Origin of the sequence: Pseudonocardia sediminis, assembly GCF_004217185.1 — a bacterium.
Taxonomy (GTDB): Bacteria; Actinomycetota; Actinomycetes; order Mycobacteriales; family Pseudonocardiaceae; genus Pseudonocardia; species Pseudonocardia sediminis.
The window spans coordinates 874,768-901,249 of record NZ_SHKL01000001.1; the positions used below are offsets into that span (position 1 = coordinate 874,768).

Genomic DNA, 26,482 nt, shown 5'->3' on the forward strand with positions numbered 1-26,482 from the left:
TCCTCCCGGAGGGCCACCACGGCTGGCCGCTCCGTCGACGGACTACATCGACAGGAGACGGTCGAAGAACTCCCGGTAGCGACGCAGCGCGACCCGGAGGTTCTCGGTGGAGTCCTGCTCCTCGGACCAGGACTGCTCCAGGTCCGCGCGCTGGTTGCGGAACATCCACGACAGCTCCTCGAGCAGGTCACCGACCAGCTCGTCGGCCTGCTCCACCGCCTCCCGGGGCCGGTCGACGAACGTGCCCTGCACGGCGTCCCACCGGTCACGGAACGACTCGGCCCGGTGCGGGCGCATCACCCGGACCGGCTCCTCGCCCGGTGTCCCGGGACCGCCCGCACTGCCCGGTGCGTCCGCCCGGGTGGCGCCGGCGCCGGCCGCCGCACCCGCTCCGGCGACTGCCCCGGCCCCGGCGGCGGTGGCTCCCGCCCCGGTGCCGGGCCCGCCCTGCCCGGGACGTTCCCGCCCCGGCCCGTCGTTCTCGAGCCCGCTCCCTCGTGCGAGATCACCGCGGCCCTGGTCGGGCGCGCCCGGGTCGTGCCGGGGGTCGCGCACGGGAGGTCCGTCGTACTCCGGATGTCCGGGAGGAGCCGGAATCCGTCCGCGGGCGGGGTCGGCGTAGTCGCCCTGCGGGCCGCCGCCGGGTCCACCCGGACCACCTGGTCCGCCCGGACCGCCCGGTCCCGACGGGCGCTGCTGCTCCTGCCGCGGGTCGTAGCCGCCGGGCGGGGTCGCGGTGCGACCCGGCCCGGTTCCGAGGTCGGAGTCGTACCCGTGACGGTCGTCGGGACCCGCGCCGCGGCGTGGGTCGCCGCCCCGACCGGGGTAGGCGCCGGGGCCGCCCGGACCTCCCGATCCGGGCCGGCCGCCGCCGCCCGGTCCGGCGTCGGGATACCCGCCCTGGCCGGGAGGTCCGCCCTGGCCGAGGTGCCCGCCCTGGTCCGGGCCGCGTCCGCCCGGCCCCTGGTCCGGGCCCGGGTGTCCGCCCGGGCCGGGCCCCTGACGCGGGTGGCCACCGGGGCCGCCCTGCCCGCGCTGCTCGCCCGGACCCTGTTCCGGATACCCGCCCGGACCGCCGGGTCCCGGGCCGGCGTACCCGACCGGCCCGGCGCCGCCCTGTCGTGGATCGCCCTGGCTGGGGCCGCCCCGTCGTGGATCACCCTGGCCGGGGCCGCGCTGACCCGGACCGCCGTACGACGGGTCGCCCTGACCCGGGCCGGGTCCACCGTCCCGAGGCCCCGGCCCGCCCGGACCCGGTCCTCCGGGGCCCGGGCCACCCGGTCCGGGGCCCGCCTGCCGGGGGTCGGGCCCACCGGGCCCGGGACGTCCGGCCGTCGGCTCGTTCCGGCCGGGACCGTCGGGGTAGCGCTCGGCGCCGGGGCCTCCGACCGGGCCGTTCTGCCGGCCGCCGTACCCGGGGTCGTCGAACTCGGGGTGCGCTCCCGGTGTCAGATCCGGGCCCCCGGGCCGGGCGGGCGCGCCCGCGTCGTTCCCGCGGTCGTCGCGCCCGAGCTCCTCCCGTCCGGAGCCGCCGTGCTCCCCGCCGCGATACCGCGGGTCCTCCCGGTCCGGTCCGGACCGGTGTCGCCCGGCGTCGTCCCCTCCGGGGCCCGCGTCACGGGAGTCCCCTCCGGTGTGGTCCCCACTGCGCGAGCCACCACCGGGGGCGAGCGGGTCACCGCCGCGGGCGGTGCCGTCGTCGAGATCGGACAGGTCGGCCCACTCCGGTGCCGGATGCTGCGTCGTGCGCGACGCGTCGGGGTCGTTCCCGCCGTCGCGATCCTGCTGGCTCACTGCCGTCCCCCGTCCTGCTGCGTGTCACGGCCCGGCTGCGGGTCGCGGTGTGCCCGTCCGCGGTTCCCGTCGCGGTCGCCCGGACGGTCCGTCCCGCCGTCGTCGAGCAGCGCGTCGACCAGCGCGCGGTAGGACGTCACGGCGACCCGCAGGTCGTCCGTGCTCGCCCGCCCGGCGTTGTGCGCCTCGGCGATCCGGCGTGCCTCCCGGTAGTGCTCGACGGCCTCGGGGTGGTCCACCGAGACGTCGGCGGCCCGCTGGTCGAAGTTCTCGACCGGGTACCCGCGGTCGCGCATGATCGCGACGACGAGACCGTCGGCGTTGCGCACCGAGCCGCCCGGGTCGTCCGGGAACGCCTGCTGCAGACGTGCCCAGTGCTGCCGGTACTGCTCGCGCTGCTCCGGCGGCAGTGGACGGATGTCCAGGGACTCCCGTCGTTCGCGGCGTTCCTCGAGCGCCTTCTCGGCCTCGCGCCGGTCGCCGGTCTCCTCCACCGTGCGGTCGTACTCGGAACCGAACTGCTCGCGCAGGTGCGCACCCCGGCGTTGCCGGATCAGCAGGATGACCCCCAGGACCAGCACGATCACGACCACCACGACGATGATCACTACTGTCGTACTCACACGCGTACCCCTCGTCCGCCGTTCGAGCCGGGCGGCTCAGGTTTCCGTCCGGACGCCGGTGAGCACAATCGACCGCCCGGCCTAACCGCTCGTTAGCCTGGGTGAATGCAGCACGACGATCCGGCAGGCGTCTCCGGACGTGCGGCGCGAGCGCTGGACATCCCGCTGCAGCACGCGCTGCAGGCCCGTCCCGCCGACCCCTCCGACCCGACGGCGGGCCTGCTGTTCCCCGTCACCGGGCTCGCCATCAACCCGGGCGGGACGCTGCACGCCGGCGCGCTCGGCGCGATCCTCGAGCTGGCCGCGTTCCTCGCGCTGCTGCCCGAGCTCGCGTCGACCGAGCACGCCGTCACCCACCACATCTCGACCCAGATCCTGAGCCCCGGAAAGGAGGGCGAGGAGGTCCTGGTGACGGCTCTCCTGGAGCGCCGGACGCGCCGGCTGGGCTTCCTCACCGCGACGGCGACGGTCGGCGACCGGCTCGTCGCACGCTCGCAGGTGACGAAGTCGGTGATCGAGATCCGCGCCTAGACCTGGTCGCGGCCGCTCGTCCGGCCCTCCTTGAGCAGGTCGCGGATCTCGATCAGCAGCTCGACGTCGGTCGGCTCGGACGGTCCCGCCTCCTCGCCGCGGCGGCGCCGGTCCTGGATCGCCTTGAGCGGGTAGACGACCAGGAAGTACACGACCGCCGCGGTGATCACGAAGGTGATGACCTGGTTGATGAAGCTGGCGTAGTCGAACGACACGTCGTTGACGACGAACGTCCCGGCGAGCTCACCGCCGCCGGAGACGAGCTGGATCAACGGCTTGAGGAACGCCGTCGTGAACGCCGTGACGACCGCGGTGAAAGCCGCACCGATGACGACAGCGACCGCGAGGTCGACGACGTTGCCGCGCAACAGGAAGTCCTTGAAACCCTTGAGCATTGCCGGTCCCCTTCTCGATCGTCCACGTTGCGCGTCAGGGTGACAGGAAAACGTCGTCGCAGTACACGATCCCGCACGTACTCATCTGCGTGACCGCACCGCGGCGGCGAGCCCGTCGAGCAGCTCCGCGGTGGTCTCCCAGGACAGGCAGGCGTCGGTGACCGAACGTCCGTAGTCGAGGTCGCGGCCGAGGTCCTGACGCCCGTCGAGCAGGAAGCTCTCCATCATCACGCCGGTGACGCCGCGTTCCCCGTCGCCGATCCGATCGGCGATCTCGCGCACGACCCCGGCCTGGCGGACGTGGTCCTTGCCGCTGTTGCCGTGGCTGGCGTCGACGATCACCCGTTCCGGGAGCCCGGCCGCGCGCAGGCTCACCGCCGCGGCGTCGACGTCGGCGGCGGAGTAGTTGGGCCGTGTGCCGCCGCGCAGGATGACGTGCGCGTCCGGGTTCCCGGTCGTGGTGACGAGCGCGGCCAGGCCGTCGGCGTTGACGCCCATGAACACGTGCGACGCGGCCGCGGCGCGGATCCCGTCGACGGCCGCGCCGACGTCGCCGTCGGTACCGTTCTTGATCCCGACCGGCATCGACAGCCCGCTCACGAGCTGGCGGTGCACCTGGCTGGCCGCGGTGCGTGCGCCGATCGAGCCCCAGGTGACGGTGTCGGCGATGAACTGCGGGGTGATCGGGTCGAGGAACTCGCAGCCGACCGGCAGGCCGAGCGCGGAGATGTCGAGCAGCAGCCGGCGTGCGGTGCGCAGGCCCCGGTTCACGTCGAACGTGCCGTCCAGGCCGGGGTCGTTGATCAGGCCCTTCCACCCGACGGTGGTGCGCGGCTTCTCGAAGTAGGTGCGCATCACGATGCACAGCGCGTCACCGACGGTGGCGGCGTGCGCGGCGAGGCGGTGGGCGTAGTCGAGCGCGGCGGCCGGGTCGTGCACCGAGCAGGGGCCGACGACGACCAGCAGACGGTCGTCGTCACCGTCGAGGATGCGCGTGACCTCGGCACGGCCGCGGGCGACCGTCTCGGACGCGGGCGGCTCGCAGGGCAGCTCCTGGCGCAGCAGCGCGGGGGAGAGCAGCGGGGAGACGCGGGCGATCCGCCGGTCGTTCAGCGTGGCGTCGTTCAGCGTGGCGTCGTTCAGGGTGGCGTCGTTCAGGGGATGGGTGTCCAGTAGGGACGGGGACATCGGGTGGTCCTCTCCCGGACCGCCTCAGAACACCTCGCCCGAGCCGGCCCGTGGGTTCCGGCTCGAGGGATGGAGGTCAGCGCAGCAGCGTGGCGCGGTCCGACCCATCCCGGGCCGGCTCGCCAAACCAGTACACACGCTGCAGCACGGGGCGATCATAACCACGTCGCGCGGTGGGGTGTCCAGAGGTGCGTGCCGGTGAGCCGGTGGGGGTATACCGGTCGCATGCGGATCGCACTGGCCCAGATCTCGTCCACCCCGGACCCGCAGGAGAACCTCGCCGAGGTCGAGAGGCGGACCCGCGCCGCCGCGCAGGCCGGTGCCCGGCTCGTCGTGTTCCCGGAGGCCACGATGTGCTGCTTCGGGGTGAAGCTGGGCCCGGTCGCCGAACCGCTGAACGGGCCGTGGGCGAGCCGCGTCCGTGAGGTCGCCGCGGAGACCGGCGTGACGGTCGTGGCCGGGATGTTCACCCCGTCCGGCGACGGGCGGGTGCGCAACACCCTGCTGGCCACCGGCGGCGGGGTGGAGGCGCACTACGACAAGATCCACATGTTCGACGCGTTCGGGTTCGCCGAGTCCGACACCGTCGCGCCGGGACAGGAGCCCGTCGCGATCGGCGTCGACGGCACCGCGGTCGGGCTCACGACCTGCTACGACGTCCGGTTCCCCGGCCTCTACCAGCTGCTCGCCGACCGCGGCGCGACGGTGATCCTGGTGCCCGCGTCCTGGGGTGCGGGGGAGGGCAAGCGGGAGCAGTGGGAGCTGCTCGTGCGGGCCCGCGCGCTGGACACCGGGTCCTACGTCGTGGCGTGCGACCAGGCCGACCCGACGACGCTGGGCCGTGAGCACGGCAAGGCCCCGACCGGCATCGGCGTGAGCCTGGTGGCCGGGCCGCGCGGCGAGGTCGTGGACGGGTTGGAGGCCGAGCCGGGGCTGCTCGTCGTCGACGTCGACCCCGGGCACGCCGAGAAGGTCCGCGAGCAGATCCCGGTGCTGGCCAACCGTCGCTTCTGAGAGCGGGCCGGGGATCAGCCGCCGGCGGCGGCGACCCGCTGCGAGATCGTCGCGGCGAGGTCGGTGTCCTTCGCGGTCAGCCCGCCCTCGGAGTGCGTGGAGAGCCGGAAGGTCACCGTGTTGTAGCGGATGTCGATGTCCGGGTGGTGCTCCGCGGACTCGGCGTCCTCGGCGACCCGGTCCACCACGCCGATCGCGGTGACGAAGTCGGACAGCTGGACGGTGCGCACGATCGAGTCCCCGTCCCGCTCCCAGCCGGGGAGGTCCTGCAGGGCGGTACGGACGGCGTCGTCGTCGAGAAGGGCGGCCATGGCGCCATCGTGGCGCACCGTCGGTGCTCGCGCAGTACCGGTTCGCCGGGTCGACGGTCGTCGCCCCCGGATCGAGCGGCGGGCGACCAGGAACATTCCCGAGTGCCGGCCGGTGCTCGGCGAAGACGGGGCCGAGTGGGTGAGTTCGCTGGTCTCGGGTGCAGGTCGCGTCCGAGACTGTCGGTGTTTCGTGCTCAACTTGCAGATAGATCCGGGGAGGACATCATGAACGCGAAACTGGTCAAGCACACGCGCGAGGAACTACTCACCCGTCGCAGCGAGATCGTCGATCTGATGGTTCCCGACGAGCTGACCGTCCGTGCACGAGCCGACCGGGGTGCTCTCACGCCGGACGAACGAGATCTCCTGCTGGAACTCGAGGGGATCGACTTCCTGCTGGGGGATCGTGCGTGACGGTTGACGTCGGCGCGCAGGCGCTTGCGTTCGGCCAGGAACTGCAGGATCTGCTCGACGGAGTCTGCCCGTCCCGGACGACGCGGCGGTCGGCGCCAGACAGGTCCTGGTCGACACCGCACCAGAGCCGGGCCGCTACCAAATTCGGGTCGCGGCACCGCACGGCCTCGTGGCGTTGTGCAAGAACGGCGCGCCGATCGCTTCGTTACGCATCACATATCAATGCACGGCAGACACATCCGGGGCCTATCTGGCTGTAGAACGCTCGGATTTCGAACTACGCGAACTCGGCAACCGAACGCGGCACCGCGACGCGGCTGCTCACGATCGCCAACCCATCGCACTCCGGAGAGTTCTCCAAGCTGCATTTCCCGGTCGGCGGGTCGCGGATGCGGCCGTGTCTCGAAGATTTTCTCCAGTTCGTCCTGTCTGAGTTCAATGTGGACCGGTGCGACGGCGCCGATGAGGTCATCTGCGAGGGCCGGAAGAGGTGGCGCCGCCGTCAGATCGCTACCTTGGTGCGCGACGCACCCGACGAGGCAATGCGGGTCTTGCAGGAGCTCGGGTACACGGTCGCCGAGCCGAACAGCGGCCCACGGGACCCGGACACGGCCAAGCTGCGAGCCTTCTGGGCATGGTGCGGCGACCCGGCCACATCGGCCGCGGGTCAGGATCGGTCGAATGTGCTGCGCAGTCGGTCTCACGCGTCGCGGCGCGAGAGCAGCCAGACCGTCACCCCGGCGCCGACGACGGCGTAGACGACCGCCCGCAGCGTCGTCCAGCCCATCACCGACCAGTCGATCGGCACCCGGCTCAGGCCGGTGACGGCCCTGCTCCAGCTCCCCGCCGGAAGCAGCGGTGTGAGGCGGCCGGGCAGGAACACGGCCATCGCCGAGGCCATCGCCACCGCCAGCCCGGTCGCGGCCACCGTGGCCGGGCGTCTGCTCAGGGCCGACAGCGGCAGCAGCAGCATCCCGAGCCCGACGAGCTGCCCGGTCGTCCACAGCGCGATCACCAGCGCACGGCCGAGCGTCGCACCGAACGTGAACGGCCCGAGGTCGAGCGCCACCAGCCCGGCGACGAGGGCGATGACCGTCGTCGTCGCGGCGGTCAGCGCGGCGACGGCGACGATCCCGGTCGCCTTGAGCACCAGCATCCGGCCGAGGCCGACCGGGGCGATCGTCAGCGCGTCCAGCGTGCGGTGCGCGCGCTCCGCGGCGAACGCGTCCGCGGCGACGAGCACGACCGGGACGGCCAGGCTGAACGCGGCGAACTCGGACGTGCTGACGAGCAGCGCGGACAGGACGAACGAGCTCTCCCCGCCCAGCGACGCCAGCCCGGTCGCGACGAGCAGAGGGACGAGCGCGACGACGCCGAGCGTGACCGCGGTGCGCGGCCGCGGCACCGTCAGCAGCAGCTCGGAGAGGAGGAGCCGGCCCAGCGGCGCGGACGTGGGGCGGCCGACGGACCGGTTCCCGGTGGTCATCGCGGTCCCTCCGTCAGCCGGGCGAACAGCTCCTCCAGCCGCGCGGCGGGCCGGGCGACCGCGTGCACGGCGACGCCGGAGTGGACCAGCAGTGCGACGACGTCCGGGGCGGGCGGCCCGGGCGCGACGTGCACCTGCGGACCGGGCCCGCCGCCGATCCCGCCGCCGATCTCCGCGTCGATCCCGGCGCCCTGCAGCGCGTGCACCGCGCGGGCGGTGTCCGGCGTGGTGACCATAAGGGCGCCCGGGCCGGAGTCGAGCAGGGTGCGCAGCTCACCGGAGGCGACCAGGCGCCCGGACTGCAGCACCGCGACGTGCGAGCAGGTCGCCTCGATCTCGCTGAGCAGGTGCGAGCTGACCACGACCGTCGCCCCGGCCGCGTTCATCTCGGCGATGATCTGCCGGACGTCGCGTGTGCCGGCCGGGTCGAGGCCGTTCGTCGGCTCGTCGAGGACGACGAGGCGGCGGCGCACCAGCAGCGGCACGGCCAGGCCGAGGCGCTGCTTCATGCCGAGCGAGTAGTCGCGGTAGCGGCGGTCCGCGGCCTCGTCGAGCCCGACGCGGCGCAGCGTGGCCCGCACGGCGCCGGGGATCCGCGGGGTGTCGAGCAGCGGCTCCGCGGCGGCGATCCGCGTCAGGTTGGCCCGCCCGGTCAGGTGCGGGTGGAACGCCGGGCCCTCGATCATCGCCCCGACGTGCGGCAGCACCTCGTGCGCGAGGTCGGGGACCCGCCGTCCGAGCAGCTCCACCGCGCCGGAGGTGGGCCGGACGAGACCGAGCAGCATCCGCATCAACGTCGTCTTGCCCGAGCCGTTCGGGCCGAGCAGCCCGAGCACGGCGCCCATCGGGATGTCGAGGTCCACCCCGTCGACGGCGACGACCGGCCCGAACGCGCGGCGCAGTCCGATCGTCCGCGCGGCGGCCGGGCGGGGGACGGTGCCCGGATCGCGCAGCGCGGCGCCCGCGGCGGGGTCGGTCGAGTACACGCCGCTCATGCTGACGACCGGTCGTCGTCTGCGGGCCGGTTCGGGGAGATTGGCGCCCGTCGGCCCGGCCGGGGCGGAGTTCGGCGGGACCCGCCCGGCGCTGGCACGATCACGGTCCGTGCCGGTGCTGCGTTCCACGTCCGTGATCGACGCCCCGCGGCGCACCGTCGCCGGCCTGCTCCGCGACACCGGGGCCGCGGCCGCGGCGATCGCCCGGGTCGGGGTCGTGTTCACCTCGCCGGTCCGGCTGCTGGTGGCCGGCGACGAGATCCGGGTCGGGCTGCCGGGACGGCTCGGGCGGTTCGCGGCCTGCCGGACCCGGATCAGCCGTGCCGACGCCGGCGGCCTGTGGTCGGAGCTCTCCCGTGGCCCGGCGGCGGCGCTGCGGCACGCGACGACCCTGACCGGGCCGGAGCAGGGACCGACCACCGTCACCGACGAGATGACCTGGACCAGCCCGTTCGGCCGGCTCGGCCAGATCGCCGACCCGGTGCTGAGGCGGTTCGGCCGCCGCGTGCTCGACGCCCGCGGTGCCGTCCTCGCCGAGCGGGCCGCGCTGCTGGGCCGGGCACCGGTCGTGGTCGGGGCGGCACTGGTCCGCGACGGCCGGGTGCTCGCCGCGTGCCGTTCCTACCCGCCGGAGCTGGCCGGGCGCTGGGAGGTGCCCGGCGGCGGCGTCGAGGCGGGGGAGTCGGAGACCGACGCGCTGCGCCGCGAGTGCTCCGAGGAGATGGGCACCGAGGTGGTGGTCGGCGAGCGGGTGGGGACCGACCTGCCGATCGGACGGCGGGTGCTGCGTGTGTACCGCGCCGAGCTCGCTCCCGGCGCACCGGAGCCGCAGGCCCGCGAGCACCGTGAGCTGCGGTGGGTCGGCGCCGCCGAGCTCGCCGCGCTGGCCTGGCTCGACGCCGACCGCGCCCTGCTCGACGACCTGCGCGCGCTCCTGGACGGTTGAGCCCACGACGGGTCGGGACGGCCGCGGCGGGCGGTTCCCGATCGAAGATCTTGTAGATCGGTGGAACCGGATCGCCCCGGGCGCGGTCCAATCCGTATGAGCGACATCGAGGGTGGGCTGCAGGCGACGCTGCTGCGTCAGGCCGGTGTGATCACGCGGGACCAGGCGCGGGCGACGGGCCTGTCCTCCGACGCCGTCGACCGGCGGCTGGCGACACGTCGCTGGCATCCGGTGCACCCCCGCGTCTACCGCGACGGCGGGTTCGACGACACCGACGAGGCACGGGTGCGCGCCGCCCTGGCCTGGGCCGGGGAGGGCGCCGTCCTCAGCGGTGCGGCGGCGGCCTGGTGGCAGGGGCTGGTGGCGGAAGCGCCCGCGGTGGTCGGGGTGACGGTGCCCCGGCGGCGCTGCCCGCGTCCGCGCCCCGGGGTCTCGGTCCGGCGCCGCGAGCTCGACGGCGCCGACGTCCGGACCGTGCGCGGGATCCGGGTCACGGCACCGGCGCTCACCGTGCTGGAGACCGCCGTCGAGCGGGGTGGTGACGGTCCGGCGTTCCTGGACCGGGCGCTGGCGGGGCGGATGCCGGTCGACGACCTCGCCGCCGCGCACGCCCGCAACCTCGGCGCGCACGGGTCGTCGACGGCGGGCCGGCTGCTCGCCGACGCGGCGCGGCGTGCGGTGGCCGCGGCCGAGCACCGCTTGTGCGGGCTGCTGCGCTCGGCCGGGGTGGGTGGGTGGGCCCGCGACCACACCGTCGCCGGGCTGCGCCTGGACCTGGCGTTCCCGGCCGTGCGGGTGACCGTCGCCGTGCACGACCGGACGGTCCCGCGCGACCCGGAACGCGACGCCGAGGACCGCTGGCGGCGCGCGGTGCTGCGCCGGCAGGGCTGGCGGATGCTGCTCGTCGACCCCGGCGAGCTGACGGCCCGTCCGGCCGGTGTGCTGGAGGAGATCCTGCGCGCCGTGTCCGATGGCCCGACCGCCCCGGCCGGTGCCGCCGCGAGCTGAGGCGCGTTCACGATCGCGAACGGCTGGGGGAGAACCCGGGGAGGTGAGATCGGGGTGAGAACGACCGCTGAGGGTCACCCGACAGTGTGATTCCGGTCATGCCGGATGTGAACGACGGATGACGGGGCGCAGGATGCGGGGACGCCGCCGGCGACGTCGCGAGCGGTCACGATGACGCGTGCCCGCACCCGTCACCGTCACGGGGCGCGCGGGCGCCACACCGGAGCCGCGCGGACGGGCCTGCACTCGACCCGGCCGTATCGGCGCAGGTCGGAGCGCAGGACGAGGGTCCGCAGGACTCAGTAGATCCGCGCGGCCTTGACCGCCCGGGTGAGCTCCTTACCGCTGAGCCCCTTGCTGTCGATCTTCTGCAGCCGCAGGGCCACGACCGGACAGTTCTTGCATCGTTTCGGTTTGGACCGACAGCACTTCTTCTTCACCTTGCCCATGACGAGGTCAGCCTAAGCTGACCGCAGCGGGGAGTCCATGGTTGCGCCGGGATACCGTGTGTTGTGAGCACGAACCATTCCTCTGCCCTGGCCGACGCTGTCCCGCGCCCAGAGGCCGAGCCCGACGGAGCAGCCGGCGCGACCCGCCCGGAGCTGCGCAACGTCGCCATCGTCGCCCACGTCGACCACGGCAAGACGACGCTGGTCGACGCCATGCTGCGCCAGTCCGGCGCGTTCGGGGAACGCGCCGAGCCGGTCGACCGGATCATGGACTCCGGGGACCTGGAGCGCGAGAAGGGCATCACGATCCTCGCCAAGCACACGGCGGTGGCGTGGAACGGCTACACGATCAACGTCGTGGACACCCCCGGCCACGCCGACTTCGGCGGTGAGGTCGAGCGCGGCCTGTCGATGGTCGACGGCGTCGTGCTGCTGGTGGACGCCTCCGAGGGCCCGCTGCCGCAGACCCGCTTCGTGCTGCGCAAGACCCTCGCCGCCGGCCTGCCGGTGATGCTCGTCGTCAACAAGACCGACCGGCCCGACGCGCGCATCGAGGAGGTCGTCGACGAGTCGCTGGAGCTGCTGCTCGAGCTGGCCGACGAGCTCGAGCTCGACGAGTCGCACACCGCGAAGCTGCTCGACCTGCCCGTCGTCTACGCCTCCGGCCGCGCCGGCCGTGCGTCCCGGATTCGCCCGGGCGACGGCGAGCTGCCCGACGCCGAGGACCTCACGCCTCTGTTCGAGACGATGCTGACCGAGGTCCCGCCGCCGGACGACGACCCGAACGCCCCGCTGCAGGCGCACGTCACGAACCTGGACGCGTCGAGCTTCCTGGGCCGGATCGCGCTCTGCCGCATCCGCGCCGGTGTCCTGCGCCGCGGCCAGTCGGTCGCGTGGTGCCGCGAGGACGGCTCGATGCCGCGCGTGAAGATCACCGAGCTGATGAAGACCGAGGCGCTGACCCGCGTCCCGGCCGACGAGGCCCACGCCGGTGACCTGGTCGCCGTCGCCGGGATCGCGGACGTGACGATCGGCGACACCCTCGCCGACCCGTCGTCGCCGGTCGCGCTGCCGCGGATCGACGTCGACGAGCCCGCCATCTCGATGACGATCGGCACCAACACCTCGCCGCTGGCCGGGCGCGACCCGATGCCCGGCAAGAAGCTCACCGCCCGGCTGGTGAAGAACCGGCTGGACTCCGAGCTGGTCGGCAACGTGAGCATCCGCGTGCTTCCGACCGAGCGCCCGGACACCTGGGAGGTGCAGGGCCGCGGCGAGCTGGCGCTGGCCGTCCTGGTGGAGACCATGCGCCGGGAGGGCTTCGAGCTCACCGTCGGCAAGCCGCAGGTCGTCACGAAGATCGTCGACGGCAAGGTGCACGAGCCGTTCGAGCACCTCTCGGTCGACGTGCCGGAGGACGGCCTCGGCGCCGTCACCCAGCTCCTCGCCGCCCGCAAGGGCGAGATGATCGAGATGGTGCACGGCGAGGGCCGCGTCCGGATGGAGTTCCGGGTGCCCTCGCGCGGCCTGATCGGCTTCCGCACCGAGTTCCTGACGATCACCCGCGGCGCGGGCATCGCCAGCCACGTGTTCGACGGCTACGGCCAGTGGGTCGGCGAGCTGCGCACCCGTCACCGCGGGTCGCTGATCTCCGACCGTTCCGGCCCCGTCACGCCGTACGCGATCGACCAGCTGGCCGACCGCGGCACGCTGTTCGTCGGCCCGACCACGCTCGTCTACAACGGCATGGTCGTCGGCGAGTACACGCGCAACGAGGACCTCGAGGTCAACATCACGCGCGAGAAGAAGCTGACCAACATCCGCTCGTCGACGTCCGACGTGCTGGTCAAGCTCATCCCGCCGACCCTGCTCAACCTGGAGCAGGCGCTCGAGTTCTGCGCGACCGACGAGTGCGTCGAGGTCACCCCGCAGAACGTGCGGGTGCGCAAGGCCGAGCTCGACTCGCACACCCGGGCCCGCACGCGCGCCCGCAGCAAGGCCGCCGCGAACTCCTGACGCGGGGTACGCGACGCACGACGACACGGAACGGCCGGGGTGCACCCCGGCCGTTCCGTCGTCTGCGGGGATACTGCGTCCTGTGATCGCCCGTCGTCCCGCTCGGTTGCTCCTGCTGGCCGTCCTGCTGGCCGTGCTCGCGGGATGCTCCGCGGACCCGATCCCGGCCCCCGCGCCGGCCCCGCCGCCGCCGACCACGCCGATCACCACCCCGACCCAGGTGATCGCCGGCGTGGACGACATCGGACCGGGCTTCAACCCGCACCTGCGGGCCCACCAGTCCCCGGTGACGACGGCGATCGCGACCCTCGCCCTGCCGTCGGTCTTCCGGCCCGACGCGAACGGTGCGCTGCAGCTCGACCCGACCGTGGCCACGAGCGCGAAGGTGACCTCGGAGAACCCGTTCACCGTGAGCTACGAGCTCAACGTCGCGGCCTCCTGGTCGTCCGGGGCGCCGATCGCGGCCGAGGACTTCGTCTACCTCTGGCAGCAGATGCGGACCCAGCCCGGGACGATCGGGGCGGCCGGCTACCGGGCGATCTCCGACGTCCGCTCGCGGGCCGGCGGCAAGGCCGTCGACGTCGTGTTCGACGAGCCGTACCCGCACTGGCAGGAGCTGTTCTCCGGCCTGCTCCCGGCGCACATCCTCAAGGACGCCCCGGGCGGCTGGACCGGCCCGCTGATCAACGGCGTGCCCGCGTCCGGCGGCCCGTTCCGGGTGATGAGCGTGGACCGGGTCCGCGGCGAGATCCTGCTGGCCCGCAGCGACCCGTACTGGGCGACACCGGCCGTCGTCGACGAGATGATCCTGCGCCGGATCGACCCGGCGGTGCTGCCGACCGCGCTGGCGAACCACGACGTCGACCTCGCCCTGCCGGACGCGCGCCCCGAGGTCACGCGGGCCCTGGCCGCCCTGGCCACCCCGCCGACCGTGCAGCGAGCGCCGCGCCCGGCCGTGCAGCAGCTGGCGCTGCGGACCGGTGGCGGCGTGCTCGCCGACCCACGGGTCCGGCAGGGCGTCGCGGCCACCCTGAACCGGGAGGCGATCCGGGCCGCAGTCGCGCCGCAGGCCGTCCCGGTGGACGCGTTCGGCGCCGCGCCGTCGGACACCGGGTACGTGGCGAGCGCCCCCGCCGGCGCCCCGGCCCGCCCCGATCCGGCCGCGGCCGCGGCGGCGTTCGGCGGGGCCGGGTACGTACGCGGTGGCAACGGCACCTGGCAGCTCGCCGGGCGCCCGCTGAGCGTCGTGGTGGGTGCGGCCGCGGAACGGCCCGAGGACGTCCGGGTGGCCCAGACGGTGGCCGCGCAGCTGCGCGCCGGCGGCGTCGCCGCGACCGTCGCCGCACCGCCCGCGGCGGACCTGTTCAGCCAGTCCACGGTCGTCCCGACCGCCCCCACGACCACGCCGACCCCGGCTCCCGGCGGGGCCGGCCCGGCTCCGACGACGGCACCGTCCACGCCCGCCCCGTCGACCCCGACGTCGACCTCCGCCGCGCCGACGACGGCGGGGGCGCCCACGACGAGTGCCGCCCCGACCACGCCGGTCGCGGTCGACGTGCTGGTCGCGCCCCGCGAGGCCACCGGCGCGGTCGGCCCGCGTCTGGACTCCGACTACGGCTGCCCGGCCGCGGGCGTCCCGGCCGACTCGCCGGCGTCGTCCTGCTTCCCGGCGCTGCAGCCGTTGCTCGACCAGCTCCGGGCCGGGCCCGCCGACCCGGCGACGGTCGCCGACGCCGAGCGGATCCTGTGGACCCAGCTGCCCGCCCTGCCGCTCTACCAGTCGCAGGGGCTGGTGGTCAGCACCCCGGCCACCGACGCGGCCACGAAGGTGCGGCCCGGGCCGCTGTCGACCGGGCCGTTCACCGGGGCCCAGCGCTGGGCCGAGCCGGACCGTCCCGACCGCTGACCCGGCCGCCCGGCCGGGCGGCCGGCGGTCGGGTCGTCCGGTATGCCTGGTCGGCCCGTTGTCACACTCGGCCGACCACGCGACCCCGTTACGTCGCCCGTCGGTCACCCTTTGGTCACGATCGCCCGCAGGTCTCGTGCTGGGGGAGAGAGGTTCCTAGCGTGCGTCGGGGCGAGTTACCCGGCAGTACATCCGGGAGCCCGCCCGAGTCCTGAACGGGCGCCGCACCGGGCGCCCTCCGAACCGAGAGGCACGCTGGAACATGAGGGGAACCAAGGCGGCAGTCGCCGTCGCTGTGGGGGGAGCCGTCACGCTGCTGTTGAGCGCGTGCGGTGGAGGCGGCGGGGGCGGCAGCGCCCTGGCCAGCGGTAATCTCGCGGACTGCCCGACGAACCTGAACGCATGCAACACGGTCCCGGCGGACCAGGTTCAGCAGGGAGGGCAGATCACGTTCGCGATCGAGAAGAACATCGACAACTGGAACGTGATCTCGTCCGAGGGCAACGTGTTCGAGACGGGCATGGCGACGAAGGCGTTCCTGCCCTACACGTTCGGCACGACGCCCGACCTCAAGTCGGCGCTGAACACGAACCTGATGGTCTCGGCGGACCAGACGAACCCGACCACGCTGGTCTACAAGATCAAGCCGAACGCGGCGTGGGACGACGGGAAGCCGATCGACGCGAACGACTTCGTCTACGGCTGGAAGGTCCAGAACCCCAAGACCTGCCCGGAGTGCGAGACGGCCGGCAACGGCGGCTACGACCAGATCACCAACGTGGTCGGGTCGGACAACGGCAAGACCGTCACGGTCACGCTGGCCAAGCCCTACACCGACTGGCAGAGCTTCTGGGGCTCCGCGGCCCCGCTCTACCCGGCGCACATCGCCGCCCAGCACGGTGACCTGAACACCCCGCAGGGCCTCGCGTCGTCGTTCACCTGGCTCGGCGCCAACGTGCCGACCTACACCGGTGGCCCGTACAAGATCCAGAACTGGCAGAACAACCAGGCGTTGACGCTGGTCCCGAACCCCAAGTGGTACGGCGACACCAAGCCGACGCTGGAGCGTCTCGTGATGCGGGTGATCACCGACGCCACGCAGGAGCCGATCGCCCTGCAGAACAACGAGGTCCAGGTCGTCTACCCGCAGCCGCAGGTCGACATCGTCAACCAGATCCAGCAGATCCCGAACGTGTCGCAGACCCAGCAGCTCGGCCTGACCTGGGAGCACTTCGACTTCAACCTGCAGAGCGCGCCGCTCAAGGACAAGGCGCTGCGGCAGGCGCTCTACACCGCCGTGAACCGGCAGGACATCATCGCCAAGACCGTCGGGCAGTTCAACCCCGAGGTCAAGCCGCTGGACAGCCTGATGTTCCTGCCGCAGCAGCCGGAGTACAAGGACAACCTGACCGCCAGTGGGTACGGCTCCGGTGACATCGAGAAGGCCAAGCAGATCCTGACCCAGGCCGGCTACACCGGTGTCGGGACCGCGCTGGCCAAGAACGGGCAGGCGGTGCCGCCGCTGCGCATCCGCTACACCGTCGGCAACTCGATCCGCCAGAACGAGTGCGAGCTGTTCGCCCAGTACGCCAAGCAGCTGGGCGTCACCGTGAACGTCGAGCCCACCGACAGCCTCGGCAAGACCACGAGCTCCGGTGACTACGACATCATCGTGTTCGCATGGGTGCAGTCGCCGTTCCCGTACGGCGGCGCGCAGCAGCTGTGGCTGTCGAACTCCGGGTCGAACTACGGCAAGTACCAGAACCCGAAGACCGACCAGCTGATCAACGCCGCGGCCAACAGCACCGACAAGGCGGCCGCCGGCCAGCAGCTGAACCAGGCCGACGAGATCATCCTCGGGGACGCCTACGTGCTGCCGATCTACCAGAAGCCGACGCTCCTGGCGCAGCAGAACACGGTCGCCAACGTGCGCGGCAACGCCACGCTCGACGGCCCGATGTACAACGTCGCCGAATGGGGTCTGCGGACCCAGTAGCACCGAGCCCGGCGCCCGGTCCGCGACCATCCGTCGCGGGCCGGGCCCTCGGCTGCTCGGGCTGCCACACTCACCCGAAGGCCTCGCGCCCGGCCACGAGCCCGGCCGGGTCACCACCACGCGTCGGAGACATCCCTGATGCTCACGTATGCCCTGCGCAGGATCGTGATCTCGATCCCGGTCCTGCTCGTCTCGTCGTTCCTCGTGTTCTGGCTGGGCACGCTGTCCGGCAACCCGCTCACGCCGCTGACGGAGAAGAACCCGCCCGCTCCGCCGAACGTGATCGCGGCCGAGACCGCCCGGCTCAACCTCGAGACGCCGCTGATCCCGCGGTACCTGTCCTGGCTCGGCGGACTGTTCACCGGGCAGTTCGGCCCCTCGGTCATCTCCACCCAGGACATCGGGACCGAGCTCGGGACCCGGTTCTGGGTGACCATCCGGCTGGTGCTGCTGGCCATGATCATCGCGCTGGTGCTCGCCGTCGTCGTCGGCGTCTACACCGCGGTCAAGCAGTACTCGAAGTCCGACTACACGGCGACGTTCCTGGGGTTCCTGTTCCTGGCCATGCCGTCGTTCTGGCTGGCGATCCTGCTCAAGCAGGGCGGCATCGAGCTCAACAGCGCGGTCGGCACCCAGGCCATCTACACGATCGGGGCCACGTCGATCCCGCCGCCGAGGGGGTTCTGGGCGCAGGTCGGGGACATCGCCGGGCACCTCGTGCTCCCGACGATCGCGCTCGCGCTGATCTCCTACGCGGCATGGAGCCGGTTCGTCCGGGCGTCGATGCTGGAGACGCTGAACTCCGACTACGTGCGCCTCGCCCGGTCCAAGGGCCTGTCCGGGCGGACGGTGATGGTCCGCCACGCCCTGCGCACCGCGCTCATCCCGCTGACCACGGTCACCGCGCTCGACATCGCGACCATCCTCGGTGGCGCGGTGGTCACCGAGCGGGTGTTCCAGTGGAAGGGGCTGGGCGACTTCCTGCTCGAGTCGATCAAGCGGTACGACACGTACGCGGTCTCGTCCTGGCTCCTCGTCACGGCCGTCATCGTGATCGGCTTCAACCTGCTCGCCGACCTGCTCTACGGCGTCCTCGACCCCAGGATCCGCTATGTCTGAGACGACGAAGACGAACGATCCTGTGGACGCGGCACCCGGCGGGACCGCCGGCTCCGGCGCGACCGGGCCGGCGGACCGCGAGTTCACCGTCGCCGAGCGCAGCCAGGGCCAGCTCGTCCTGCGCCGGTTCCTGCAGCACCGGGCGGCGATGATCAGCCTCGTCGTGCTGGTGCTGCTGATCCTGCTGGCCTACGTCGGCGGGGCGCTGTGGCGCTACGACGTCGGGGAGATCACCCCGGACAATTCGCAGCCGCCGTCGTTCGACCATCCCTTCGGTACGGACGCGGTCGGCAAGGACCAGTTCGCCCAGGTCCTCGGCGGGACCCGGATCTCGCTCCAGGTGTCGATCATGGTGGCCGTGCTCGCGACGATCGTCGGGACGCTGTGGGGATCGGTCGCCGGCTATTTCGGCGGGCGCGTCGACACGATCATGATGCGGATCGCGGACCTGATCCTGACGCTGCCGCTGATCGCGGTGGCGGCGATGCTCGCCAACAACTTCGGCGGTACCTGGTACCTGATCGGCCTGGTCATCGCGGGTCTGTACTGGGCCTACGTGTCCCGGGTCGCGCGCGGCGTGGTGCTGTCGCTGCGGGAGAAGGAGTACATCGAGGCCGCCCGCGCCCTCGGCGCCTCCGACACCCGGATCATCCTGCGCCACCTCGTGCCGAACGCCCTGGGTTCGATCCTGGTCAACCTGACGATCCTGGTCGCCCTGGCGATCCTGCTCGAGACGGCGCTGTCCTACCTCGGCTTCGGCGTGCAGACTCCGGACACCTCGCTCGGCCTGCTGGTCAGCGAGGCCCAGACGGCGCTGACCACCCGGCCGTGGCTGTTCTACTTCCCCGGCCTGTTCATCATCATCATCGCGCTCACGATCAACTTCATCGGCGACGGCCTGCGTGACGCGTTCGACCCGCAGCAGACGAAGGTGCGCCAGTGAGCCCCGCCCCGCCGACCCCGGCCACGACGGACACCGTGCTCGAGGTGTCCGGCCTCAACGTCACGTTCCCGAGCTCGGACGGAGCGGTACGCGCCGTGCGCGGCGTGGACTACTCGCTGCGCCGCGGGGAGATCCTCGGGATCGTCGGCGAGTCCGGCTCCGGCAAGTCCGTGACGTCGATGGCCGTGATGGGACTGCTCCCGAGGACGGCGACGGTCACCGGCTCGATCACGTTCGACGGGCAGGACCTGCTGACGCTGTCCGAGCAGCAGCTCAACGGGATCCGGGGCGACCGGATCGCGATGATCTTCCAGGATCCGATGACGTCGCTGAACCCCGTCTACACGGTCGGGGCGCAGATCGCCGAGGCCGTCCGCGCGCACCGCGACGTCACCAAGGCCCAGGCGCTCGAGCGGGCGGTGGAGCTGCTGCGCACGGTCCGGATCCCGAACCCGGAGCAGCGGGTCGGCTCGTACCCGCACGAGCTCTCCGGCGGCATGCGCCAGCGCGTGGTGATCGCGATCGCGATGGCCAACGACCCGGACGTGATCATCGCCGACGAGCCGACGACGGCCCTGGACGTCACCGTGCAGGCGCAGATCCTCGACGCGCTCAAGGCCGCCCAGGCCGAGACCGGTGCGGCGATGGTGCTGATCACCCACGACCTCGGCGTCATCGCCGGGCAGGCCGACCGGGTGATGGTGATGTACGCGGGCAAGCTGGTCGAGGTCGGCTCGGTGGAGGACATCTTCTACACCCCGCGGATGCCCTACACGCTGGGCCTGCTCGGCAGCCTGCCGCGCCTGGACCAGCAGGCCGAGCGGCTCACCCCGATCCCGGGGTCGCCGCCGTCGGTGGTGAACATGCCGCCGGGATGCCCGTTCTCCCCGCGCTGTCCACTGTCCACACCGGAGTGCGACGAGACCGAGCCGGTCCTGGAGTCGGTCGGGGACGACCACCGGGCGGCGTGTCACCACTCGTCGGAGGTCTCCGGAGCGCGTCCGGACGACGTGTTCGACACGACGGCCGTCGACGCCGAGGCGCTCGGCGAGTTCGTTCAGGCCGCGGAGGGACAGGCATGAGCACCGCAGGAACGAACACCGGGACCCGGACGCTGCTCTCGGCCCGCAACCTCGTCAAGCACTTCCCGGTCCGCGGCGGGGGACTGCTGCGCCGCACGGTCGGGCAGGTGCACGCGGTCTGCGACGTCTCGTTCGAGCTGGCCGAGGGGGAGACCCTCGGACTGGTCGGGGAGTCCGGCTGCGGCAAGTCGACGACGGCGCGGGTCGCGCTGAACCTGATCCCGGCCACGTCCGGCGAGGTCCGGTTCGGTGACCGCGAGCTGACGTCGACGAACGCGAAGGACATGCGCGCGCTGCGCCGGGAGATGCAGCTCGTCTTCCAGGACCCGTACGCGTCGCTGGACCCGCGGATGCCCGTCAGCGAGCTGATCGCCGAGCCGCTGCGCATCCACGGGCTCTACGACGCCGGCGGGCGCCAGCAGGTGCGTGACCTGATGAAGACGGTGGGGCTCAAGCCCGAGCACGGCAACCGGTACGCCCACGAGTTCTCCGGCGGGCAGCGCCAGCGCATCGGCATCGCCCGCGCGCTGGCCCTGCGCCCGAAGCTGCTGGTGCTCGACGAGCCCGTGTCGGCGCTGGACGTCTCGATCCAGGCCGGCGTGCTGAACCTGCTGCAGGAGCTGCAGGCCGAGCTGGGGCTGAGCTACCTGTTCGTCTCCCACGACCTGTCCGTGGTGCGCCACATCGCGGACCGGATCGCGGTGATGTACCTGGGCCGGATCGTCGAGACCGGACCGGCCGAGCAGCTGTTCACCTCCCCGGCGCACCCGTACACGCACGCGCTGATCTCGGCGATCCCGCTGCCGGACCCGCGCCGGGAACGCGCGCGCGAGCGGATCACGGTGGTCGGGGACCTGCCCAGCCCGGCCGACCCGCCCAGCGGCTGCCGGTTCCGCACCCGGTGCCCGAAGTTCGCGACCGAGCTCGACGCGTCGCAGCAGTCGCGGTGCACCGACGAGATCCCGGAGCTCACCGACCGCGGCACCGGGCACCCGGTGGCGTGCCACTTCGCGGAGGCCCGCTCGCTGCTCTGAGGCGGATGATCGATCTGTGGGTCACATCCGTGCCGTCGGTGGCACGGATGTGACCACGAGAGTCGATCACGAAGGCCGGTCGGGGACCCGCCACCGGCGCAGGGTCGGACTGACGACGGCGATCCCGGCGACCACGACCGCACACGCGAGCCCGCCGGTGACCGCCGCCGTCGACGCCGAGAACAGACCGGCGACCGCTCCGGCCCGCGCGTCGCCGATACCCGGTCCACCGGCCCCGACGACGTACTCGGCGGAGCTCACCCGGCCCCGGTAGGAGTCCGGCGTCGCGAGCTGGACCAGACCGCCGCGGGAGATCACCGAGATCGTGTCCGCCGCCCCGGCCACGGCCAGGAACACCAGCGTGGGGACCAGGCCGTCGACGAGGCCGAACCCGGCGAGCGCGACACCCCACACGCCCGCGGCGACGAGGCCGACCCGCCCCGGCCGGGCCGACCGGGTAACCGGACCGGACGTGACCCCCGCGACGAGCCCGCCCACCGCGATCGCGGAGAGGAACAGGCCGAGCGTGCGCGGGTCGCCGCCGAACCGCTCCTGGTTGAGCACCGGGAACAGCGCGACCGGCATGGCCAGCACGGTCGCGGCGAGATCGGAGGCCAGTGCGCCGCGCAGCACGGGGCGCCGGTGGACGAACCGCAGACCGTCGGTGGCCGCGCGGAACCCGGCCGTCAGGTGCGCGGCGATCATCGAGCGCCGTTCTCCCGCCCCGGCCACCGCCCGTCCGTCCGCCGTGACGACGACCGGTGCCGACGGCCGGCTCCGCGGCAGCCGGGCGACGCCGAGCAGCGAGACCGCGATCAGCAGCGCGTCCGCGCCGTAGGCGGCTCCGGTGCCCCATCGCGCGATCACGACGCCGGCCAGCGCGGGGCCGGCCAGCGTCGCGGCCTGCGCGCTCAGGTGACCCAGCGCGACCCCGGCCGGGACCCGGCCGACGGGGAGCACCGTCGTGAGGAACGCCCGCCGGGCCGACCAGCCCAGGGAGCCGAACGCCGTCTGCAGGCCGACCACGGCCAGCACCAGGACCGCCGACCCGGCGCCCGCCGCCGACTGCGTCGCCAGCAGCGCGGCCGCGAGGGCGGCCCCGGCGCTCGTCACGAGGATCACCCCGCGCCGGTCGACGGTGTCCGCGAGCGTGCCGCCGACGAGCCCGAAGACCGCGGTCGCGACGCCGGTGACCAGCCCGATCGCTCCGACGCTCAGCGGGCTGCGGGTGAGCTCCCAGACGTCGACGAGCACCGCGACGACGGCGACCCGGCCGCCGAGCATCTGCGCCGTCGTCCCGATCCACAGTAGACGGAAGTCGCGGTGCCGCAGCGGGCGCAGGTCCAGCACCCGGTCCAGGCGGTTCACGTCCCGGGCTGGTCGAGCTTCTCGGTGATGCGGTCCAGGAACCTTCGGCGCGCCAGGGCGACCGTCATGGCGTCGATCCAGGTCTGCAGCGACGAGGGCAGCTCGGCCTGAAGCTCGGCGAAGGCCTGCTCGGTCGCCCGCCACTCCGCCTCCAGGAACGGGACCAGGGCGAGGCCCTCGGCGGTCAGCTCCACCTGCCGGGTCCGCGCGTCGGGGCCGGGCGTGGTCGCGACGAGGCCCTCGCCCCGCATCGCCGTGACGGTCTGGCTCATCGCCGAGTGCGTCACGTCGATCTCGGCGGCGAGCGCCTTCACCGTCATCGGCCCGCGGTGACGCAGGCGGATCAGCGCGATCGTGAACCGCGGCCGCACACCGGTGACGCCCTCCCGTTCGTAGAGGCGGGAGATCTCGCCGTCGAGCCCGTCGAGGAGCTCCTTGAGCGGACGCAGTGCGCTCTCGAGGGTCGGGTCGTCGCCGGCCGCCGCGTTCGTCACAGCGCTAATATAACAGCACTGTCAGGAATGGTGGAGCGGCTGCGCGCAGGCCACGAGCGGCCGGTGGAACACTGGTCGGCGTGTCGCTGGTGCTGGGGATCGAGACGTCCTGCGACGAGACCGGGGCCGGTCTCGTCGCCGACGGGGTGCTGCTCGGGGACGGGCTGGCCTCCAGCGCGGACGAGCACGCCCGCTTCGGCGGGGTCGTGCCGGAGGTGGCGGCGCGGGCGCACGTGAGCGCCGTCGTGCCGATGGTGCGGATGGCCGTCGAGCGGGCGGGGGTGTCGCTGTCCGACGTCGACGCCGTCGCGGTGACGGCCGGGCCCGGTCTGTCGCCGGCGCTGCACGTCGGGGTGGCCGCGGCGAAGGCGTACGCGACGGCGCTGGGGGTGCCGCTGCACGGGGTGCACCACCTGGCCGGGCACGCCGCCGTCGACGTCCTGGAGCACGGGCCGCTCCCCGAGCGCTGCGTGGCGTTGATCGTCTCCGGCGGGCACACGTCGCTGCTGTCGATGGGCGACCTGGCCCGCGACCCGGTCGTCCACCTCGGCGACACCGTCGACGACGCCGCGGGGGAGGCCTTCGACAAGGTCGCCCGCCTGCTCGGCCTGCCCTATCCCGGTGGCCCCGCGATCTCGAAGGCCGCGCTGGAGGGCGACCCGCACGCGGTCGCGTTCCCGCGCCCGATGACCGGCCCACGCGACGCGCCCTTCGGGTTCTCCTTCTCCGGCCTCAAGACGGCCGTCGCCCGGCACGTGGAGGCCACCCACGACGCCGGTCGCGCGCTCGCCGTGCCGGACGTCGCCGCGTCGTTCCAGCAGGCGGTGGTCGACGTGCTGGTGCGCAAGGCCGTCCGCGCATGCCGGGAGCAGGAGTCGGACACGCTGCTGATGGTCGGCGGGGTCGCGGCGAACCGCGCCCTGCGCGAGGGGATGGAGACGGCCTGCGCCGGCGCCGGCATCACCCTGCGCGTCCCCGTCCCGCGCCTGTGTACCGACAACGGTGCGATGATCGCCGCGCTCGGCGACCTGCTGGTGCGCGCCGACGTGCCGCCCGCGGGACTGGCGAGCACCGCCGTCCCGTCGGTGGAGCTCACGGGCGCGCTGGTGCCGGTCCCGCAGCCGGTGTGACTCGTGCTCCCGGCACGGCCGCACCCGTGATCACCTCGTAAGCTCCGCGACGTGCCCGCCGACCGACGACTGCTCCTCGTCCACGCCCACCCGGACGACGAGACGCTGACCACCGGCGGCACCATCGCGCGCTACGCGGCCGACCCGGGGACCGACGTCACCGTCGTGACCGCCACCCTCGGCGAGGAGGGCGAGGTCATCCCGCCCGAGCTGGCCGGGCTCGCCCCCGACCACGCCGACCAGCTCGGCGGCTACCGGATCGGTGAGCTGGCGGGCGCGCTGGAGGCCCTCGGATCGCCGGAGCACCTCTTCCTGGGCGGCACCGGGCGGTGGCGCGACAGCGGCATGGTGCTGGCCGGGCACGGCACCCGCGCCGCGCTCCCGCCGGAGCTGCACCCGCGCGCGTTCGCCGCCCCGGGGCCGTTCGGGACCCAGCTCGCGCAGCTGCTGGAGGTCGTCGACCGGGTGCGCCCGCAGGTCATCGTCGGGTACGCCGACGACGGCGGGTACGGCCACCCGGACCACGTGCGCGTGCACGAGATCTGCGCCGCCGCGGCCGCCGCCCGCCCGGACGTCGTCGCGAAGCTGTACTACGCCGTGCAGTCCCGGTCCGAGCTCGACGCCGGGATCGCCGGTCTCGCCGGCCGGTCCGGGCTGCCGTTCACCGAGCCCGAGCCGGACGAGCTGCCCAGCGTCGCGGACGCCGAGGTGACGACCCGGATCGACGTGACGCCGGTGCGCGCCGCGCGGATCGCCGCGATGCGGGCCCACGCCACCCAGATCTCGGTCTGGAACGACCCGGAGGAGCCGGGGTTCGTGGCCTACGCGATGAGCAACGAGGTGGCCCAGCCGCTGCTCGGGGTCGAGGAGTTCGTGCTCGCCGGGGCGGGACCGGGGTTCGTGACCGACCGCGGCGGCCGGGCCGAGACCGACCTGTTCGAAGGGATCGACCCGTGACCCGAGCCCCGATGATCGTCGCCCTGCTGGTCCTCTCGGTCCTGCTGGCCGTGCTGGAGCTGATCTTCCAGTCGCTCTACATCGGACCGGTGCCGGTCCCGCTCGGGACGCTGATGATCCTGCTGACCATGCCGTGGCTGGTCCGCGCCACCGTCGAGGTCCTGCCGAGCGTCGGCGGCGCCGCCGCGCCGATCCTCGTCTGGTTCCTGACCACCGCCGTCGTCGGTGCCCTCGGGCCCGGCGGGGACGTGCTGCTGCCGCTGGTGTCCGGGAGCTCGCTGGCGTGGCAGACGCCGTTGCTGCTGTTCACCGGCGTCGCGGTCGGGCTGGTCTGCTTCCGGCGGGCGGTCGAGCGCCTGGCCGAGCAGGCTGCCGATGCACGACTCGGCGCCGGTACCGGGCCGCAGACCACCACCAGGAAGGCCCGATCGTGACCGACACCCGTTCCGGAGACCACCCGCGCAGCAACGGCCCGATCAGCGACGACGCCATCGTCACCATCCTGCGCCCGTTCGTGCGGGCGACCCGGCCGGTGCTCGACGGCCTGCGCGAGACCGACCCGTTCGGCCTGCGGTCGCGGGTCGGCCCGGACGCCGTCACCGGCACCGACGTCGAGCCGGAGGAGCGCAAGCTCTCGGACAAGATCCTCGACGCGCTGGCGTCGGTGCAGGTCCCCGGCACCTCGGCCTGGGCGGCGATGGACGTCGAGGCGCGCGAGCACTGGTGGGTCTACCGGGTCGGGCGCTTCACCACGCTGATCGCCGCCATCCCGGGCCTGGGCGGCGCGCTGGCGCGGACGCTGCCGGTGTCCTCGGCGGTCGGCGCGGCCGGGCAGGGACTGCTGCTGGTCGCCGTGGCCGGCGAGCACGGCGTGCACGACGAGCCGCAGCTCGTCTCGCTGCTGGCGTCGGTGCTGTTCCGGCGCGACATCGTCCCGGCGGAGAAGCTCAGTGCCTCCGACGACGCGGCCGCCGACGCGGCGGCGGCGGAGCTGACCGGTGACCTGCACGGCGGCGGTCAGGGCGCCGGGACGACGCTGCGCCGGGTCGGGTCCACGGTGTGGCGGCTGGGCCGGGCGCTGTGGTCGGTCGAGGACGAGCTGGACAAGCGCCCGCACGGTCGCTTCTACCACGAGTGGCTGGGCCTGCTGCCCGTCGTCGGGGTGGTCGGCAAGTACCTGGGGGAGTGGTCCGGTCTCAAGCGCTCGGCCCGCGCGGGCCGCAAGTGGCTGGTCCACCGGGGGCTCGCGCAGGCCTGACCCGCAGGTCTCCGGGGCCCATTCG

The 26,482-nt window shown here is 73.4% G+C and carries 26 protein-coding genes; 16 read left to right on the forward strand and 10 right to left on the reverse strand.

Annotated elements, in window-relative coordinates; translation table 11 throughout:
- Positions 1–42: 42 nt before the first annotated feature.
- Positions 43–1,794, reverse strand: coding sequence for a hypothetical protein (locus EV383_RS32575; RefSeq protein WP_207223431.1), 1,752 nt, complete (start codon positions 1,792–1,794; stop codon positions 43–45).
- Positions 1,791–2,417 (reverse strand): hypothetical protein, encoded by a 627-nt coding sequence (locus EV383_RS04300; RefSeq protein WP_207223432.1) that lies wholly within the window; start codon positions 2,415–2,417, stop codon positions 1,791–1,793. The genes EV383_RS32575 and EV383_RS04300 overlap by 4 nt, the downstream gene beginning before the upstream one ends.
- Positions 2,418–2,522: 105 nt before the next feature.
- Between EV383_RS04300 and EV383_RS04305 the strand changes: the two genes are divergently transcribed.
- The gene (locus EV383_RS04305) at positions 2,523–2,948 is read left to right on the forward strand and encodes a PaaI family thioesterase (RefSeq protein ID WP_130288707.1); all 426 of its coding nucleotides are present in this window, start codon (positions 2,523–2,525) and stop codon (positions 2,946–2,948) included.
- Here the strand turns inward: EV383_RS04305 and mscL are convergent.
- Together mscL and EV383_RS04315 are read right to left on the reverse strand one after the other, a co-directional pair.
- The gene (gene mscL / locus EV383_RS04310; RefSeq protein WP_130288708.1) at positions 2,945–3,343 is read right to left on the reverse strand and encodes a large conductance mechanosensitive channel protein MscL; all 399 of its coding nucleotides are present in this window, start codon (positions 3,341–3,343) and stop codon (positions 2,945–2,947) included. The two genes, EV383_RS04305 and mscL, sit on opposite strands and share 4 nt — an antisense overlap.
- An 81-nt stretch (positions 3,344–3,424) precedes the next feature.
- Complete coding sequence (locus tag EV383_RS04315; RefSeq protein WP_130288709.1) at positions 3,425–4,531, reverse strand: 3-deoxy-7-phosphoheptulonate synthase; 1,107 nt, start codon at positions 4,529–4,531, stop codon at positions 3,425–3,427.
- Positions 4,532–4,756: 225 nt separating this feature from the next.
- Between EV383_RS04315 and EV383_RS04320 the strand changes: the two genes are divergently transcribed.
- Positions 4,757–5,545: a carbon-nitrogen hydrolase family protein gene (locus EV383_RS04320; protein WP_130288710.1), complete on the forward strand. Its 789-nt coding sequence runs from the start codon at positions 4,757–4,759 to the stop codon at positions 5,543–5,545.
- Positions 5,546–5,559: 14 nt separating this feature from the next.
- Here the strand turns inward: EV383_RS04320 and EV383_RS04325 are convergent, their stop codons facing one another.
- A complete protein-coding gene (locus tag EV383_RS04325) occupies positions 5,560–5,856 on the reverse strand; it encodes a 4a-hydroxytetrahydrobiopterin dehydratase (protein WP_130288711.1) in 297 nt (98 codons plus the stop codon).
- Between the two features lie 225 nt (positions 5,857–6,081).
- Between EV383_RS04325 and EV383_RS04330 the strand changes: the two genes are divergently transcribed.
- Positions 6,082–6,270 (forward strand): hypothetical protein, encoded by a 189-nt coding sequence (locus EV383_RS04330; RefSeq protein ID WP_130288712.1) that lies wholly within the window; start codon positions 6,082–6,084, stop codon positions 6,268–6,270.
- Between the two features lie 700 nt (positions 6,271–6,970).
- Here EV383_RS04330 and EV383_RS04335 read toward each other — a convergent pair.
- Both EV383_RS04335 and EV383_RS04340 read right to left on the reverse strand, forming a co-directional pair.
- Positions 6,971–7,756, reverse strand: coding sequence for a hypothetical protein (locus tag EV383_RS04335; RefSeq protein WP_130288713.1), 786 nt, complete (start codon positions 7,754–7,756; stop codon positions 6,971–6,973).
- Positions 7,753–8,751 (reverse strand): ABC transporter ATP-binding protein, encoded by a 999-nt coding sequence (locus EV383_RS04340; protein ID WP_130288714.1) that lies wholly within the window; start codon positions 8,749–8,751, stop codon positions 7,753–7,755. The genes EV383_RS04335 and EV383_RS04340 overlap by 4 nt, the downstream gene beginning before the upstream one ends.
- A 115-nt stretch (positions 8,752–8,866) precedes the next feature.
- Between EV383_RS04340 and EV383_RS32580 the strand changes: the two genes are divergently transcribed.
- Together EV383_RS32580 and EV383_RS04350 are read left to right on the forward strand one after the other, a co-directional pair.
- Positions 8,867–9,697 (forward strand): NUDIX domain-containing protein, encoded by an 831-nt coding sequence (locus EV383_RS32580; RefSeq protein WP_278044809.1) that lies wholly within the window; start codon positions 8,867–8,869, stop codon positions 9,695–9,697.
- A 96-nt stretch (positions 9,698–9,793) separates the two neighbouring features.
- Positions 9,794–10,705 (forward strand): hypothetical protein, encoded by a 912-nt coding sequence (locus tag EV383_RS04350; RefSeq protein WP_130288715.1) that lies wholly within the window; start codon positions 9,794–9,796, stop codon positions 10,703–10,705.
- Positions 10,706–11,004: 299 nt separating this feature from the next.
- Here EV383_RS04350 and EV383_RS31035 read toward each other — a convergent pair whose 3' ends face one another.
- Positions 11,005–11,154 carry a hypothetical protein gene (locus EV383_RS31035; RefSeq protein WP_165438233.1) on the reverse strand — a complete coding sequence of 50 codons (150 nt, stop codon included), beginning with the start codon at positions 11,152–11,154 and terminating at the stop codon, positions 11,005–11,007.
- Positions 11,155–11,241: 87 nt separating this feature from the next.
- Between EV383_RS31035 and typA the strand changes: the two genes are divergently transcribed.
- The 7 genes from typA (at position 11,242) to EV383_RS04385 (ending at position 21,250) form a co-directional block, all read left to right on the forward strand.
- On the forward strand, positions 11,242–13,170 hold the full coding sequence (typA, locus tag EV383_RS04355) for a translational GTPase TypA (RefSeq protein ID WP_130293850.1): 1,929 nt from the start codon (positions 11,242–11,244) through the stop codon (positions 13,168–13,170).
- A gap of 82 nt (positions 13,171–13,252) precedes the next feature.
- On the forward strand, positions 13,253–15,076 hold the full coding sequence (locus EV383_RS04360; RefSeq protein ID WP_130288716.1) for an ABC transporter substrate-binding protein: 1,824 nt from the start codon (positions 13,253–13,255) through the stop codon (positions 15,074–15,076).
- A 262-nt stretch (positions 15,077–15,338) separates the two neighbouring features.
- Positions 15,339–17,072: an ABC transporter family substrate-binding protein gene (locus tag EV383_RS04365; RefSeq protein ID WP_130288717.1), complete on the forward strand. Its 1,734-nt coding sequence runs from the start codon at positions 15,339–15,341 to the stop codon at positions 17,070–17,072.
- Between the two features lie 138 nt (positions 17,073–17,210).
- Positions 17,211–18,191, forward strand: coding sequence for an ABC transporter permease (locus EV383_RS04370; RefSeq protein ID WP_130288718.1), 981 nt, complete (start codon positions 17,211–17,213; stop codon positions 18,189–18,191).
- Entirely contained in the window at positions 18,184–19,134 is a 951-nt protein-coding gene (locus EV383_RS04375; protein WP_130288719.1) for an ABC transporter permease, read from the forward strand. Before EV383_RS04370 ends, EV383_RS04375 begins: the two co-directional genes overlap by 8 nt.
- Positions 19,131–20,216, forward strand: a complete 1,086-nt coding sequence (locus EV383_RS04380; RefSeq protein WP_242622885.1) for an ABC transporter ATP-binding protein — start codon at positions 19,131–19,133, stop codon at positions 20,214–20,216. The genes EV383_RS04375 and EV383_RS04380 overlap by 4 nt, the downstream gene beginning before the upstream one ends.
- Complete coding sequence (locus tag EV383_RS04385; RefSeq protein ID WP_130288720.1) at positions 20,213–21,250, forward strand: ABC transporter ATP-binding protein; 1,038 nt, start codon at positions 20,213–20,215, stop codon at positions 21,248–21,250. Before EV383_RS04380 ends, EV383_RS04385 begins: the two co-directional genes overlap by 4 nt.
- A 66-nt stretch (positions 21,251–21,316) precedes the next feature.
- Here EV383_RS04385 and EV383_RS04390 read toward each other — a convergent pair whose 3' ends face one another.
- Both EV383_RS04390 and EV383_RS04395 read right to left on the reverse strand, forming a co-directional pair.
- Positions 21,317–22,618, reverse strand: a complete 1,302-nt coding sequence (locus EV383_RS04390; protein WP_130288721.1) for an MFS transporter — start codon at positions 22,616–22,618, stop codon at positions 21,317–21,319.
- A complete protein-coding gene (locus EV383_RS04395) occupies positions 22,615–23,112 on the reverse strand; it encodes a MarR family winged helix-turn-helix transcriptional regulator (protein ID WP_207223433.1) in 498 nt (165 codons plus the stop codon). Before EV383_RS04395 ends, EV383_RS04390 begins: the two co-directional genes overlap by 4 nt.
- A gap of 80 nt (positions 23,113–23,192) precedes the next feature.
- Here EV383_RS04395 and tsaD point away from each other — a divergent pair, with 80 nt between their 5' ends.
- From tsaD to EV383_RS04415, 4 genes are read left to right on the forward strand one after another with little or no spacing between them, the layout of a single operon-like run.
- Positions 23,193–24,242, forward strand: a complete 1,050-nt coding sequence (gene tsaD, locus EV383_RS04400) for a tRNA (adenosine(37)-N6)-threonylcarbamoyltransferase complex transferase subunit TsaD (RefSeq protein WP_130288722.1) — start codon at positions 23,193–23,195, stop codon at positions 24,240–24,242.
- A 51-nt stretch (positions 24,243–24,293) separates the two neighbouring features.
- Positions 24,294–25,199, forward strand: a complete 906-nt coding sequence (gene mshB, locus EV383_RS04405; protein ID WP_130288723.1) for an N-acetyl-1-D-myo-inositol-2-amino-2-deoxy-alpha-D-glucopyranoside deacetylase — start codon at positions 24,294–24,296, stop codon at positions 25,197–25,199.
- On the forward strand, positions 25,196–25,633 hold the full coding sequence (locus tag EV383_RS04410; RefSeq protein ID WP_207223434.1) for a hypothetical protein: 438 nt from the start codon (positions 25,196–25,198) through the stop codon (positions 25,631–25,633). Before mshB ends, EV383_RS04410 begins: the two co-directional genes overlap by 4 nt.
- Positions 25,630–26,457: a hypothetical protein gene (locus EV383_RS04415; RefSeq protein WP_242622886.1), complete on the forward strand. Its 828-nt coding sequence runs from the start codon at positions 25,630–25,632 to the stop codon at positions 26,455–26,457. Before EV383_RS04410 ends, EV383_RS04415 begins: the two co-directional genes overlap by 4 nt.
- The last annotated feature ends 25 nt before the right edge of the window (positions 26,458–26,482 follow it).

Coding starts and splice junctions, on each gene's coding strand:
- EV383_RS04370 (WP_130288718.1), top strand. CDS start 17,211: ATGCTCACGTATGCCCTGCGCAGGATCGTGATCTCGATCCCGGTCCTG.
- EV383_RS04320 (WP_130288710.1), top strand. CDS start 4,757: ATGCGGATCGCACTGGCCCAGATCTCGTCCACCCCGGACCCGCAGGAG.
- EV383_RS04340 (WP_130288714.1), bottom strand. CDS start 8,751: ATGAGCGGCGTGTACTCGACCGACCCCGCCGCGGGCGCCGCGCTGCGC.
- EV383_RS04365 (WP_130288717.1), top strand. CDS start 15,339: ATGAGGGGAACCAAGGCGGCAGTCGCCGTCGCTGTGGGGGGAGCCGTC.
- EV383_RS04385 (WP_130288720.1), top strand. CDS start 20,213: ATGAGCACCGCAGGAACGAACACCGGGACCCGGACGCTGCTCTCGGCC.
- EV383_RS04335 (WP_130288713.1), bottom strand. CDS start 7,756: ATGACCACCGGGAACCGGTCCGTCGGCCGCCCCACGTCCGCGCCGCTG.
- EV383_RS04330 (WP_130288712.1), top strand. CDS start 6,082: ATGAACGCGAAACTGGTCAAGCACACGCGCGAGGAACTACTCACCCGT.
- EV383_RS04375 (WP_130288719.1), top strand. CDS start 18,184: ATGTCTGAGACGACGAAGACGAACGATCCTGTGGACGCGGCACCCGGC.
- EV383_RS04305 (WP_130288707.1), top strand. CDS start 2,523: ATGCAGCACGACGATCCGGCAGGCGTCTCCGGACGTGCGGCGCGAGCG.
- EV383_RS31035 (WP_165438233.1), bottom strand. CDS start 11,154: ATGGGCAAGGTGAAGAAGAAGTGCTGTCGGTCCAAACCGAAACGATGC.
- EV383_RS04315 (WP_130288709.1), bottom strand. CDS start 4,531: ATGTCCCCGTCCCTACTGGACACCCATCCCCTGAACGACGCCACCCTG.
- EV383_RS04350 (WP_130288715.1), top strand. CDS start 9,794: ATGAGCGACATCGAGGGTGGGCTGCAGGCGACGCTGCTGCGTCAGGCC.
- EV383_RS04325 (WP_130288711.1), bottom strand. CDS start 5,856: ATGGCCGCCCTTCTCGACGACGACGCCGTCCGTACCGCCCTGCAGGAC.
- mscL (WP_130288708.1), bottom strand. CDS start 3,343: ATGCTCAAGGGTTTCAAGGACTTCCTGTTGCGCGGCAACGTCGTCGAC.